Origin of the sequence: Pseudomonas parafulva (genome assembly GCF_000800255.1) — a bacterium.
Classification (GTDB): domain Bacteria; phylum Pseudomonadota; class Gammaproteobacteria; order Pseudomonadales; family Pseudomonadaceae; genus Aquipseudomonas; species Aquipseudomonas boreofloridensis.
Genome location: NZ_CP009747.1, coordinates 1452390 through 1466476 on the forward strand (window position 1 = coordinate 1452390; position 14087 = coordinate 1466476).

Genomic DNA, 14087 nt, shown 5'->3' on the forward strand with positions numbered 1-14087 from the left:
AATAGGGTTGAGCGCCGTTGCCGTAGGAAGGCCGGCAACGACGCGGTGTCGCGACTGCGTTACTGCGCTGCGGGTTTCTTCGGTGCGCGCGGCTTTTTCGGTGGGGCAGGCTTGGCGCCCGGCAATGCCGCGGCCTTCGGCTCGGACGGAGCCTTGGGCTTGGCGGGTGCCTTCTTGGACTTGGGCGCCGGCGCTTTTGCTTCCGCCTCAGCCAACTTCACCGCTTTTTTCCAATGCTCTTCATCGCGACCGTGGGGTTTACCCTCCGATTCCCAGATCTGGTGGGCCAGTTCGCGAACACGCTTTTCATCGACACTCATTTAGACGCTCCTGATCTTCATGCTTGTTCAATCAACAGGTTGAGCGGACATTCCGACAGCACTTCGCTGAGCATCAGCTCCCTACTAGGGCTGACAACGGTGTTTGGGAAAAGTCCACTGCAAGTGGCAGGTGAAACGGCAAACGGCAGGATGACGCGGGTGTCGTCCCAGTTCTTCGCCGGAATCAACGGAATACTGGCCGCACCGAGCAGATCGCTGGCCAGACGCGGCACGACGATAATTGCCCGTTCTCCTTCGCCGAGTCGGGCGAAGGCCAACACCTTGTCGGCGTGGCGGCCCTGGGCATTGAGCGGCAGGTAGGCGCCCCGCTGGAACAGGGCGGGATGGGCGCGGCGTAGGTTCAGTACACGGGCGATCACCGATTGTTTCAGACGTCCGTCACGCCAGTGCGTCAGCAGATCGTGCAGCGGTGCTTCGTGCTCCAGGCTGGCATGTCGAGCCGCGTAATCCACCGGCCGGCGGTTGTCCGGATCGACCAGGCTCAGGTCCCAGTATTCGTTGCCTTGGTAGAGATCGGGCACGCCCGGGGTGGTCATGCGCAACAGGCTCTGCACCAGGCCGTTGAGCGCGCCGGGGCAGGCGATACGCTCGGCGGCGTCGGCCAGCGAATGGCGAAGGTGTTGATGGTCTTCGCTGATCAGCAAGCCTTCGAGATAGCGTGAACAGGCCTGCTCATATGCCTCGTTCGGCGCGGCCCAACTGCTGCGCAGCTTGGCTTCGCGCAGCGCTTTCTGCTGCCACTGGCCGACCCGTTCGGCGAACGCCTGCAAGCCTGCACGGTCGTCGCGGTCCAGCGTCAGCGGCCAACTGGCCAGTAGCGTCTGGAACAGCAGCATTTCATCGGCAGGGCTCGGCGCCGCACCGTCGTCCTGCCCGTCCAGCAGCGAATGGGCCAGTTCGCGCCAATGTTCGACGCGGCTGGCCAACCATGGCCCGCGCTCGCTGAGCACGGCCAGGCGCGCGCGGCAGTCTTCGCCGCGTTTGTGATCGTGGGTCGCGGTGGCCAGCAGATTGTCGGGAAAGTCGCGCAGGCGGCGCTGCGCCTCGTTATGGAACTCGGCCGGCGACGCGCTGAAGCGCTCGGCCTCGAAGCCTACATCGTTGCGCGAGAGCAGTCGTGCGCTGCGGTAGAACGCGGTGTCCTCCACGGCCTTGGCCGCGCTGGGGGCGGTGAGTTGCTGGAAGCGCACGCAGGCGTGACGCAGGCGCTTGCGCGCACGGCCAACGGGCAGTTCGCGCCAGGATTGGCCGCCGAGCCAGCGTTGCAACTGCTCCAGCAGCGGCCAATCGGCCTCGCTGAGCGATTGCCGGGCGCCTTCCATGGCCTGCTGGAAGAAGGGTTCGTCCTGCTCGGGACGGCCGCACGCGCTGATGTAGGTACGATAGACCGGGTAATGCTCGACCAGCGCCTGCACGCCCCGGCGGATCGCGCCCAGGGTCAGGTCACGGGTCATCAGGTCGTCGCGCGCCACGTGCAACAAGGCCTGGGCCACCGACTCGCAGTCGCCGGCCAGGCTGGCGTTGAGTACCAGGCGCCGGGCAGTGCGCACTTCTTCGTCGAACTCGGGGCGCTCGGCCACGCTGCGCCAGAGCTCGGTCAAGGGCGCTTCGCCCGCCGGATCGTGCTGTACCAGCGACACCTGGTTCATGAACTCATAGCCGGTGGTGCCATCGGTGAGCCAATCCAGGTGCAGGTGTTCGCCCGTGCCGAGGATCTTCTCCACATAGATCGGGAAGTGCTGCAGCGTCGCTTCGGTAGGGCGCTTGGCCAGCAGGGTATCCACTCGACGGCGCAAGTTGCGGCAATAACGGCGCGGATCGGCCAGGCCGTCGATGTGGTCGATGCGCAAGCCGTCCACCAAGCCGCGTTCGATCAGCTCGAAGAGCTTGGCATGGGTGGCTTCGAACACCGCCGAGCGCTCCACGCGCAGGCCGCCCAGTTCATTGATGTCAAAGAAGCGCCGCCAGTTGATGTCATCGGCAGCGGTGCGCCAGCTGGCCAGGCGATAGCTCTGGCGTTCGAGCAGCAAGTGCAGGCGCTGGAAACCGTCTTCGGTGTGACTGTCGAAGGCTTTTAGCGCCCGGTCGAGACTGGCGCCTTGGTTGACGCACTGGGCCAGCTCGGCTTGCAAAGGCGCTGCCTCGGCCAGCGGTTGGGTGGAGTCGTTCAGGGCGTCGAAACGCTTGCCCAGCGCTTGCAGCGCTGCGTCGTCGCTGTGGCCGAGGACGCGTCCGTAATCCAGTGGGCAGATCGGGAAGCGGTGCTCGTGATGCTCGACTTCCAGCACGCCGCGTTCGGCGTCGAAGGTCAGAGGCAGCTCGCCGTTTTGCAGGGCGACGCCGTAGTCGCTGCCCAGGAACGGCAGCAGCAACTGGCCCACTAGCAGCGGATCGCTTGAATGCCACTGGATATCGAAGAACTCGGCGTAGGGACTGCGCCGCCCCCAGGCCAGCAAGTCTTGCCACCAAGGATTGTCGGCGCCGCCGACCGCCATGTGGTTGGACACGGTGTCGAGGATCAGCCCCATGCCGTGCTCGCGCAGGGCAGCCACCAGGCGCAGCAGTGCGGCCTCGCCGCCCAGTTCCGGATTGACCAGGGTCGGGTCGACCACATCGTAACCGTGCCGGGAACCGGCGCGGGCTTTGAGAATGGGCGAGGCGTACAGGTGGCTGATGCCCAATCGGGCGAAGTAGGGCACCAAGGGCACGGCATCGTCGAGGGTGAAGTCGCTGTGAAATTGCAGGCGTTGGGTCGCAGTCAAGGCGTTCATCGGTCGCGCTCCCCGGCCTGGACCCGCGCTTGGGCCAGCAATTCCAGGCGGCGGGCGGCGTGTTCGTCATCCAGCAATTCGGTTACCGGACGCTCGAAGCGCCGTCGCCAGTTAGGGTGCCCATCGGTGGTGCCGGGCAGGTTGGGCTGCTCTTCCAAGCCCAGCAGGTCTTCGAGCGGAACCAGCACCAGCGGGGCGCGGGTGTGGCCGACATAGCGGATGGCAGCGTCGATCAAGGCGTCGTTATCCTTCAAGTGACCGTAGTTGGATTCCAAGGTACGGCGCAGGCCATGAATTTCCTGTTCGCGATCCTGCCGCCAATGCGACTCGGTGGCGGCGTCGATCAGTTCCAGGCGGTGATTCCAGTCGATGTCACGGGCCTTGAGCCAGCCGGCCAGCGGTGACAGATCGTGGGTGCCGGTGGTGGCCAGGGCTGAATCGGGCCAGTCCAACAGCGGCTTGAAATGGCCTGTGGAGCTCTGCTCGAAGGGCAGTACGCGCATGCCCAGCACGGCCTTGTCGGCCAGGCGCTCGCGCAGGCCTTCAGGCACGGTGCCCAAGTCTTCGCCGAGGATGATGGTCTGGTTGCGCACCGATTCGAGCGCCAGCAGCCGCAGCATGTCGTCGAACGGGTACTCGACGTAGGCGCCTTGCTTGGGTGTGGCGCCTCTGGGGATCAGCCACAGCCTGCGCAAGCCCATGACATGATCGATGCGCAGGCCGCCGGCATGGGCCATGTTGGCGCGCAGCATTTCGATGAAGGCGCGAAAGCCGTTGCGCTTGAGGCCTTCGGGCGAGAAGCCGCTTATGCCCCAGTCCTGCCCGGAGCGATTGAGAATGTCCGGCGGTGCGCCGACGGTGAGCTCGGCGAGCAGTTCGTCCTGACGGCTCCAGGCCTGGCTGCCGCCACCGTCGGCGCCGACCGCCAGATCGGCGATCAGGCCCACGCGCATGCCACTGCCGTTGGCCGCTTGTTGGGCGCGTTGCAGGCTGCGCTCGGTCAACCATTGGCAGAACGCTTGGAACTCCACTTGCGCAGGATACGCGGCGGCCATCGCCTCGACTTCGGCGGCGTCGGGTTGACTCCAGGCATCGGGCCATTCACGCCAATCGGCGCCCAGACCCTGCTCCACGGCTTCGGCCTGCAGCACTTCGAAACGGCAATGCTGCTCCAGGGCATCGCCTGCAGCCTCTCGGAAACTGTCGAAGTCCGAACGCAGGGGATGGTCACCCTTGCTGAACTCTTCGTAGAGCGTCCTGAGCAGCTTGTGCCGCACGTCGGCGGCACGCGGCCAGTCGACCAACGCTTGCTGTTCCAGGTCTTCCAGGCTTTCGGTGAGTCCAGCCATCTCAGCGGCCATGCGCACCTCTCGTTCGCCCAGCACCACCGAAGGGCTGGCGTAGAGGTAGTTGAGCAGCAGGCGGCTGGAGGGGGAATAGGGGCTGAAATGTTGTTGGTCGAACAGCGACAAGGCGTGAATCGGGCTGATCGCCAAGGCATCGGCGCCGCGCTCGGCAGCACTGCGGGCAAATTGCTCCAGCGCCAGGCAGTCGCCGAAGCCGCCATCGCCCGGGCGACGCAAGCTGTAGAGTTGCGCCGACAATCCCCAGCAGCGGGGTGGCTGTTGCTCGACCACGTCCGTGAGGCTATAGCAGCGCGCAGGGGCGACGGCCACGGTAAAGGTGCGCCCGTCAATGTCGAGACGGTGATAGCCGATCGGCAGCTCGCCGGGCAACTGCGCCTGGGCGTCGAGCGTGAGCGTGCGCGAGGTGCCGTCTTCGAGCGAACAGCGCACCGCGCTGTCGGCCGTGAACCAGCGTTCGAGCGCCAAGGGTTTTTCCAGGTCCACCGTCAGCAGGGGCGGGAGATGGTCGCTGTCATGTGCCTCATCCAGCGCAGCCAGGCTGCGCTCGATGGCGGCGTCGTCTTCGGCAGGCAATCCCAGGCCCTGCAGGACACCGCGCAGGGCTTCATCGGTAACGCGTTGCGGGCGATCGTTGGCATCGGTCCAGTCACGGGCCAGGCCTGCGCGGGCGGCGAGGCGGTGCAGCGGCGTATCGCTCATGGCGTCTCCTGGCGAGGGGAAAGCAGACTGACCACACAGCTATAGGCGGCCAGGGTGGAGTCCGGGTGGGCGTTGTCGCTGCTGTCGAACAGGCGCGAGTCGGCGCCCGGTAAGGTTATGGGCTGCGCCGCTGGCCCAAGGTTCAGATCGATTCGCAGCTCACTGCCATCGCCCAGGCGCCAGCGCGCTGTGAGGGCCTTTTCGCCGATGACCTCAGCGCCCAGGGCGCGACTGCCGACCAGGCGCGGCATCAGCGTGCGCTGGCGGATATGCAGCAGTTGGTGATACAGACCATGCCAGCCGGCGAGCACCTGCTTGCCGGCGGGATGCGAGGCGGTGAAGGTGTCCAACGCATTGGGGTCGGGAATATGCTCGCGTTTTTCCGGGTCGGCGAACGCGGCGAAGTGTTCGAATTCGGCGCGACGGCCTTCGCGAACGGCATCGGCCAGTTCGTCGTGGAAGTCGGTGAAGAACAGGAAGGGTCGGCAACTGCCTTCCTCGTCGCCCATGAACAGCAGCGGGATCATCGGCGACAACAGCAACAGCCCTGTCGCGGCGCGCAGTGCCTGAGGCGGGCACAGCCGCGTCAAGCGCTCGCCCAGCGCCCTGTTGCCGATCTGGTCGTGGTTTTGCAGGAACAGCACGAAGGCGCTGGGTGGCAAATGGCCGCTGGGCTCGCCTCGCGGTTCGCCCTTGCGGTTGGGCTGGCCCTGAAACACGAAGCCTTCGCCCAGGCAGCGCGCGAGCTTGGCAATGGGCTGGTCCTTGTAGTCCTCGTAGTAACCTTCGGTTTCGTCGGTGAGCAGCACATGCAAGGCATTGTGGCCATCGTCGTTCCACTGGGCGTCGAAGCCCTGTTCCAGGAGCGCTGCCTGATTATGTTCGTTCTCCAGCACCAGCCAGACCTGTCGGCCTGGTTCGACCGCTTCGCGCACGCGCGCGGCCAGTTCGACGAGGAAATCCGGTTGATTGATCGCGTGCACCGCATCCAGGCGCAGGCCATCGATGCGGTAGTCGCACAGCCACATCAGCGCGTTCTGGATGAAGAATTCGCGCACTTCGGGGCGGCGGAAATCAATGGCCGCGCCCCAGGGGGTCTGACGATCCTCACGGAAGAAGGTGCTGGCGTACTGGGGCAGGAAATTGCCATCGGGGCCGAAGTGGTTGTAGACCACGTCAAGCATGACCATCAGACCGTGGCTGTGGGCCTGGTCGACCAAGTGGCAGAGATCGGCGGGCGAACCATAGGTATGCTGCGGGGCGAAGGGCAGGGCGCCGTCGTAACCCCAGTTGCGCTCGCCGGGAAATTGGTTGACGGGCATTAACTCAATGGCGGTGATACCCAGTTCGGCCAGGCGCGGCAGTTGCTGGGCCACGCCTTGGTACCCCCCCAGCACGCCCACATGCAGTTCCTGAATCACTGCCTCGTGCCAAGGCCGGCCTTGCCAGGGGTGCTCCCAGGAGTAGTGAGACAATTCGACGATTTCACTCGGGCCGTGCACGCCTTCAGGCTGATAGCGAGAGGCCGGATCGGCCACTTTCAGCTCATCGTCGATCTTGAAGAAGTATCGGTCACCCGGTGTGCAAGGGGCGATGCCGGCGAACCAGCCATCGTGCTCGGGCAGCAGCGTGACCGCTGGCTGCCCTTGGATTTCCACGCTCACGTTGCGCGCGTCCGGCGCCCAGAGGGCGAAGCGCGCCGACGTGGCGTCCATTGAATGTGCGCCATGCCTGTGCATCTTCACACCTCGTTGTCAGTAGGCGCCGGCGTGTGCCTGGCAGACCAGTTCCTCGTACAGGCGGGCATAGGGTTCCACCGCCTGGCACCAATTGAAGGGTTGAGTCATGGACAGGCAGCGCATGGCGTTGAGCAGGTCCTTATGGGCATGCACGTAAAATGCCCGGCTCAGCGCTTCGCGGTAGCTGTCCACGGTCGACTCGTTGAACAGGAAGCCCGTGACGCCATCTTCGATGGTGTCAGCCAAGCCACCGGTGTTGCGCGCCACCGGCAGCGAGCCGAAGCGCTGGGCGTACATTTGGCTGAGTCCGCATGGCTCGTAGCGCGACGGCATGAGCAGGAAATCGCTGCCGGCGAACATGCGGCGGGCGTCGGTTTCGTTGAAGCCGATGCGCACGCCGATGCGGCCCGGGTGGCGCAGGGCCAGCTCGCGCATGGCCTGCTCTTCCTCTGGCTCGCCGCGACCGATGATCGCGATCTGGCCGCCCTGACGGACGATGTCTTCGGCCACACCCAAGGTCAGGTCCAGACCTTTCTGGTAGACCAGGCGCGATACCACAGCGAACAGCGGACCTTCGGACGGTTCGAGGCCGAACAGTTCACGCACCTGATCGGCGTTGCGTGCCTTGCCCTCCCAGTCGTTGAGGCTGAAATTGTGCTCCAGGTGAGTATCGGTGGCCGAATCCCAGCTTTCGTCGATGCCGTTGGGGATCCCACCGAGCAAGCCTTGCTGGGCCTTGCTGGCCAGGAAACCGTCCAGGCCGCAGCCGAACTCGGGGGTGGTGATTTCCTGGGCGTAGGTGGCGCTCACGGTGGTGATGTGACTGGAGTAGGCCAGGCCCGCCTTGAGGAACGACAGCTTGCCGTAGAACTCCATGCCTTCCTGCTGCATGGCATGGTCGGGGATGGCCAGCTCGGGGCTGCAGGCGCGGCTGAACACCCCCTGATAGGCCAGGTTGTGAATGGTGAACAAGGTCGCGGTATTCAGGCCGCGCCAGTGCATGTACGCCGGCGCCAGGCCTGCTGGCCAGTCGTGGGCGTGCACCAGGTCCGGGCGCCAGTGCATCATGCCTTCGCCTGCGGCGATATCGGCGGCCGCCAGGCCCAGACGGGCGAAGCGGATATGGTTGTCTGGCCAGTCGCGACCGTTGTTGGCGCCGTAGGGAGTGCCTTCACGCTCGTACAGCTCGGGGCAGATCAGCACATAGATGACCAGGCCATCGGGCAGGTCCATGCGGCCGATCTTGCACGGTGGCAACGCGGCATGGCCAGCCAATTCGCCGACGATATGGATGGGGTTGTCACTGTCGACCACTTGCGGATAGCCGGGAATCAGCACGCGTACGTCGTGCAGGTGGGCCATGGCGCGGGGCAGGGCAGCGGATACATCACCCAGCCCGCCGGTCTTGACCAAATCGGCGAATTCCGAGGTGACGAACAACACCTTGCGCTTGAGCGGGTTCTGACCGCGCTGGATACCGGGTGCCTTGCCTGTCGTGACGAACCCTGGTGGCAGGGGCCCGCTATTATCGGGGTTGAACAGTTCTACATGAGGCTCGACAGCGGCACTGATCATTACTTCTCTCCATCCCTTGCGCTGGTGGGTGCGTCACCCATCGCGTTATCTCGTATTGGTTTTCGCCTTTTGTTACAGGTGTTCGTGATGCGATCCTTGCCCCTGAGTCGTGCACAGCAACACCGCGCGCTCGAAAGTCCGGTCGAGCGGGCGTTTGGACTGATTGGGGTGGGCGGGCTGGCGCGTGAGGTGATCCTCTTGCGCGGCCTACTTAGTTGCTGACCTACCCATGTTTTGGAAAGTTCTACTTATTTTGCAGTCGCTGCCTTCACTGGTTGTCGAGGGAGGGCCGAAAGGTGGCACTCACCGTCTGACACAGCAAAACACGGGCCGAGCCTGAGTGTAGGTGACGAAAGGTAGCGGCGGTGACCCACCGGTCACATTTTCCATGACCGTTGATCTGCGCAAACGTTGGCGGCAGAGCACGCGCCGTTGGAGGTGCCCGGAAAGGGAGCAGAGCGAGGCGCGGGAGAAGGGCGTAAAGTCGAGCGATGGGGCCTTATCAGGCCCCGAAACAGTGCGTGAGGGTCAGAACTGGGGCAGTTTGCCGTTCAGGCGAGCTTCTTCGAGCATCAGGTTGAGCTGGGCCACCTGCGCGCGCAATTGATCACGCTCGTCGCGAAGCTGACGCAGTTCGTCGCGGCGTACGGTGACGTAGAGGGTCTGGGTGGCGGTGGCAGGCATGACGGTACCCATGAGTACACCTCGCAGTTTGGCTGGTGACGGTAGTAAGCGTAGACGCTTCGTGCGGCGCGCATTTTGAATTCTTTGCCAGGCGATGGGAACTTTTTTGTTTATCGTGGTCATGCCGTTCGTCGGTGAACCCTGGGGCGGCGCGCTGGACTAACCTGAATCACCGAACCGCGTTGTCATTCATTCGCAAAGAGGGAGCATCGGCACATGCAACTGGGAATCGTCGGGCTGGGCCGCATGGGCGGCAACATTGCAAGGCGCCTGATGCGCGCCGGCCACCAGACGGTGGTGCACGATCGCAACCGCGACGCGGTCACGGCTTTGGCCGGCGACGGCGCGCAAGGCGTTGACGACCTCGCCGCCATGGTCCAGGCGCTGCAGGCGCCGCGTGCCGTCTGGGTGATGCTGCCGGCCGGGGAGCCGACCGAGCAGACCATCGCGCAGTTGGCCGACCTGCTCGAGCCGGGCGATGCGATCATCGACGGTGGCAATACGTTCTACAAAGATGACATGCGCCGCGCCGCCGAACTGGCCACGCGCGGCCTGCATTACCTGGACGTGGGCACCTCCGGCGGCGTCTGGGGCCTTGAGCGCGGCTACTGCATGATGATCGGCGGCGAGCGTGAGGTGTTCGAGCGCCTGGAGCCGCTGTTCGCTGCCCTGGCCCCAGGCGTCGGCGACATTCCCCGCACCCACGGGCGCAGCGGCGAGCCGGTGCGTGCCGAACACGGTTACATCCATGCCGGTCCACCCGGCGCCGGGCACTACGTGAAGATGGTGCACAACGGCATCGAGTACGGCCTGATGCAGGCCTACGCCGAAGGCTTCGACCTGCTGCGCAGCAAAGGTGGCAACGAGCTGCCGGAAGACCAGCGCTTCGACCTGAACGTGGCCGAGATCGCCGAGGTGTGGCGGCGCGGCAGCGTGGTCACCTCGTGGCTGCTGGACCTGACCGCCGACGCCTTGGTGGCCGACCCGCAACTGGCCCAGTTCAGCGGCTCGGTATCCGACAGCGGCGAAGGTCGCTGGACGGTGGACGCCGCCGTGGAGCAGGCGGTGCCGGTTCCGGTGCTGTCCAGCGCGCTGTTCGCGCGCTTCCGCTCACGCCAGCAGCAAGGCACCTTCGGTGACAAGGTGCTGTCTGCCATGCGCCTGGGCTTCGGTGGCCACGTCGAGAACAAACGCCCATGAGCAAACGAACCACGCCCGCTGCACCGCCCTGCACGCTGTTCCTCTTCGGCGCCAATGGCGACCTGGTCAAGCGCCTGTTGATGCCGGCGCTGTACAACCTCAGTCGTGATGGCCTGTTGGACCGCAACCTGCGCATCGTCGGCGTCGACCACAACGAAGCCAGCGCCGAACAATTCGCCGAACGCCTGCATGCCTTCATGGCTGGCCGCGACAAAGGGGGCGAGGGCGCACCGCCCAGCCTCGATCCCGACCTCTGGGCGCGCCTGGCCAAGCGCCTCGACTACCAGACCGGTGATTTCCTCGACCCGGCCACCTACCAGGCCTTGGGCAAGCGCATCGACAAGACCCGCCACGGCAATGCGATTTTCTACCTCGCCACCTCGCCGCGCTTCTTCCCGGAAGTGGCGCAGCGCCTGGGCGAAGCGGGGCTGCTCGACGAGTCCGGCGGTGGTTTCCGCCGGGTGGTGGTGGAAAAACCCTTCGGCACCGACCTGGCCAGCGCCGAGGCGCTCAACGCGTGCCTGCTGAAGGTGATGAGCGAGCGGCAGATCTACCGCATCGACCATTACCTGGGCAAGGAAACGGTGCAGAACATTCTGGTCAGCCGCTTCTCCAACGGGCTGTTCGAATCGTTCTGGAACAACCACTACATCGATCATGTGCAGATCACGGCCGCCGAAACCGTTGGCGTCGAGACGCGCGGGGCGTTCTACGACAGCACCGGCGCGTTGCGCGACATGGTGCCCAACCACCTGTTCCAGTTGCTGGCGATGGTGGCGATGGAGCCGCCCGCGGCGTTTGGCGCCGATGCGGTTCGCGGTGAAAAAGCCAAGGTGATCGGCGCGATCCGACCCTGGACGCCGAAGCTGGCCCTGAAGAACTCGGTGCGCGGGCAGTACGGCGCTGGCAAGCGCCTGGCCGGTTACCGCCAGGAAAGCAACGTCGATAAAGACAGCCGTACCGAGACCTACGTGGCGCTGAAGGTGATGATCGACAACTGGCGCTGGGCCGGCGTGCCGTTCTACCTGCGCACCGGCAAGCGCATGAGCGTGCGCGACACCGAGATCGCCATCTGCTTCAAGCCGGCCCCTTATGCGCAGTTCCGCGAGTCGGCGCTGGAGCGGCCCAAGCCCAACTACCTGAAGATCCAGATCCAGCCGAACGAGGGCATGTGGTTCGACTTGCAGGCCAAGCGCCCCGGCCCGGAGCTGGTGATGGAGAACGTCGAGCTGGGTTTCGCCTACAAGGACTTCTTCAAGATGACCCCGGCCACCGGCTACGAAACCCTGATCTACGACTGCCTGACCGGTGACCAGACGCTGTTCCAGCGCGCCGACAACATCGAGAACGGTTGGCGTGCAGTGCAGCCCTTCCTCGACGCCTGGGCCAAAGGCGGTGAGGTGCACGAGTATGCGGCGGGCGAAGATGGCCCCGAGGCGGGTGACGAATTGCTCACCCGCGACAAGCGCGAATGGCACCGCCTGGGGTGAAGTGACTGAGCCAGGGCCGCCGGTGCGGCCCTGGCGGGTGACTCAGTCCAGGTCCGCCGCCGAATGGCGCTCCGGTACCTGGCTGTCTTGCTCGCCCCAGGTGCGATTGACCCGGGTGCCACGCTGCACCGCCGGGCGTGCGGCGATGCTGTTGGCCCAGCGCTGCACGTTGGGGTAGTCCTGCACCGAGAGGAATTCGGCGGCGCCATACAAGTTGCCACGCACCAATTGCCCGTACCACGGCCACACCGCGATGTCGGCGATGCTGTAGTGTTCCCCGCCCAGGAACGGGCTTTCGGCCAGGCGGCGTTCCAGGACGTCCAACTGACGCTTGGCTTCCATGCTGAAGCGGTTGATGGCGTATTCGATCTTCTCCGGTGCATACACGTAGAAATGCCCGAAACCGCCGCCCAGGTAAGGTGCCGAGCCCATCTGCCAGAACAGCCAGTTCAAGGTTTCGGTGCGCGCTGCCGGGTTGGCAGGCAGCAAGGCGCCGAATTTTTCCGCCAGGTGCAGCAGGATCGAGCCGGATTCGAACACCCGCACGGGCGGCTCGACGCTGCGGTCGAGCAGGGCGGGGATCTTCGAGTTCGGGTTGACCTGCACGAAGCCGCTGGAGAACTGATCGCCCTCGCCGATGCGGATCAGCCAGGCGTCGTACTCGGCGCCGGCATGCCCCAGGGCCAGCAGCTCTTCGAGCATGATGGTGACCTTCACGCCATTGGGCGTGGCCAACGAATACAGTTGCAGCGGCTGCTCGCCCACGGGCAATTCGCGTTCATGGGTGGGGCCGGCGATCGGGCGGTTGGTGCTGGCGAACTGGCCACCTGAGGCGGCATCGTTCTTCCACACCTTCGGGGGAACGTAGGGGCTTTTGCTCATCCGATCTCATCTCCTGAGTGTCTTCGATCCCTGTGCGATCGCCGGATGCGATCAGGGTTCGGTGCACAAGACTAGGGCAGGATGAGCGGTGCTGGGAAGTCTTGCCGTAGCAGTGCAGCGGTAATCTGAAGGACGGTGCTTACCCGCGCGCGCCGTCTTTCAGCTTCAGGCCCCGTGCGGCTCAGTGTGCGCCGGCCGCTTTGCTCAGGTCGCTCTCGGCCCATTGGGTGTAGACGCACGCATCGGCCACCGCCCAGCGCACCTTCACCCGGTCACCGGGGCGCATCGGCATGCCGGCCGCCGACAGCGCCTTGACCGTCATCGCGGTACCACCGTCGGTGTGCACATGGCAGGTCTGGCTCTCGCCGAGGAACAGCAGTTCGCCGACCTTGGCCTCGACCTCGTTCCAGCCTGCTGGCAGTGGCTCGCGGCTCGCCTGCTCGCTGCTCAGTGCCAACGCCTTCTCCGGCCTCACCATCACCAGCGCCGGCTGACCGGCGGCGAGCCCGGCGGTCAGGCGGATCGCCAAGGGTTGGCCTTCGAAGGTCGCCGCACCATGACCGGTGGCGCTGACCCGCAGGAAGTTGGAGTTGCCCAGGAACGACGCAACGAACGCATTGGGCGGATTCTGGTAGAGGTCATAGCCGCTGCCCAGGCCGACGATCTTGCCGTGGCTGAAGATGGCGATGCGCTGGGACAGGCGCATCGCCTCCTCCTGGTCGTGGGTCACGTAGACGATGGTGATGCCCAGGCGCCGGTGCAACTGGCGCAACTCGTCCTGCAGGTCTTCGCGCAGTTTCTTGTCCAGCGCGCCGAGCGGTTCGTCCATCAGCAGAATGCGCGGCTCGTACACCAGCGCCCGAGCAATGGCCACGCGCTGTTGCTGGCCGCCGGACAGTTGCGCCGGGCGCCGATGGGCGAACGATTCCAATTGCACCAGCTTGAGCATGGCGTCCACGCGCTTGGCGATCTCGGCGCTGGCCAGCTTGCGGATGGTCAGCGGGAACGCGATGTTGTCGCGCACGCTCAGGTGCGGGAACAGCGAGTAGCGCTGGAACACCATGCCGATGTCGCGCTTGTGCGGCGGCACGTTGACCAGCGACTGGCCGTCGACCAGGATCTGCCCGCTGCTGGGCGTCTCGAAACCGGCCAGCATCGACAGCGTGGTGGACTTGCCCGAGCCGCTGGAGCCGAGGAAGGTGAGGAACTCGCCGTCCTGGATGTCCAGGCTGATGTCGTCGACCGCGGCGAAGTCGCCGTAGTGCTTGTTCAGGTTGCGCAGGCTGACCAGGGTCTTGGCCTGCGCGGTGTCTTGGATGACTGCACTCATGGTTGTTGT

10 protein-coding genes are annotated in these 14087 nt (G+C 65.1%); 2 read left to right on the plus strand and 8 right to left on the minus strand.

Annotated elements, in window-relative coordinates; translation table 11 throughout:
* Positions 1–59: 59 nt before the first annotated feature.
* The 6 genes from NJ69_RS06405 to NJ69_RS22740 all read right to left on the minus strand — a co-directional run bounded on the left by NJ69_RS06405 (position 60) and on the right by NJ69_RS22740 (position 9188).
* On the minus strand, positions 60–320 hold the full coding sequence (locus NJ69_RS06405; RefSeq protein WP_029614074.1) for a DUF2934 domain-containing protein: 261 nt from the start codon (positions 318–320) through the stop codon (positions 60–62).
* A 17-nt stretch (positions 321–337) separates the two neighbouring features.
* Positions 338–3112 carry a malto-oligosyltrehalose synthase gene (locus NJ69_RS06410; protein WP_039577243.1) on the minus strand — a complete coding sequence of 925 codons (2775 nt, stop codon included), beginning with the start codon at positions 3110–3112 and terminating at the stop codon, positions 338–340.
* Positions 3109–5178 carry a 4-alpha-glucanotransferase gene (gene malQ / locus NJ69_RS06415; RefSeq protein ID WP_039577246.1) on the minus strand — a complete coding sequence of 690 codons (2070 nt, stop codon included), beginning with the start codon at positions 5176–5178 and terminating at the stop codon, positions 3109–3111. The genes NJ69_RS06410 and malQ overlap by 4 nt, the downstream gene beginning before the upstream one ends.
* Positions 5175–6917: a malto-oligosyltrehalose trehalohydrolase gene (gene treZ, locus NJ69_RS06420; RefSeq protein WP_039577249.1), complete on the minus strand. Its 1743-nt coding sequence runs from the start codon at positions 6915–6917 to the stop codon at positions 5175–5177. The genes malQ and treZ overlap by 4 nt, the downstream gene beginning before the upstream one ends.
* A 15-nt stretch (positions 6918–6932) precedes the next feature.
* The gene (gene glgA / locus NJ69_RS06425) at positions 6933–8492 is read right to left on the minus strand and encodes a glycogen synthase GlgA (RefSeq protein WP_039577250.1); all 1560 of its coding nucleotides are present in this window, start codon (positions 8490–8492) and stop codon (positions 6933–6935) included.
* A gap of 528 nt (positions 8493–9020) precedes the next feature.
* Positions 9021–9188, minus strand: coding sequence for a DUF6026 family protein (locus NJ69_RS22740; protein ID WP_162889512.1), 168 nt, complete (start codon positions 9186–9188; stop codon positions 9021–9023).
* 156 nt (positions 9189–9344) lie between these two features.
* Between NJ69_RS22740 and gnd the strand changes: the two genes are divergently transcribed.
* Entirely contained in the window at positions 9345–10376 is a 1032-nt protein-coding gene (gene gnd / locus NJ69_RS06430; RefSeq protein ID WP_275898092.1) for a phosphogluconate dehydrogenase (NAD(+)-dependent, decarboxylating), read from the plus strand.
* Complete coding sequence (zwf, locus tag NJ69_RS06435; RefSeq protein WP_029614068.1) at positions 10373–11866, plus strand: glucose-6-phosphate dehydrogenase; 1494 nt, start codon at positions 10373–10375, stop codon at positions 11864–11866. Before gnd ends, zwf begins: the two co-directional genes overlap by 4 nt.
* Positions 11867–11908: 42 nt before the next feature.
* Here zwf and yghU read toward each other — a convergent pair whose 3' ends face one another.
* Both yghU and NJ69_RS06445 read right to left on the minus strand, forming a co-directional pair.
* Positions 11909–12748, minus strand: a complete 840-nt coding sequence (gene yghU, locus NJ69_RS06440) for a glutathione-dependent disulfide-bond oxidoreductase (protein WP_039577256.1) — start codon at positions 12746–12748, stop codon at positions 11909–11911.
* Positions 12749–12929: 181 nt separating this feature from the next.
* Positions 12930–14078 carry an ABC transporter ATP-binding protein gene (locus tag NJ69_RS06445; protein ID WP_039577258.1) on the minus strand — a complete coding sequence of 383 codons (1149 nt, stop codon included), beginning with the start codon at positions 14076–14078 and terminating at the stop codon, positions 12930–12932.
* Positions 14079–14087 lie beyond the last annotated feature (9 nt).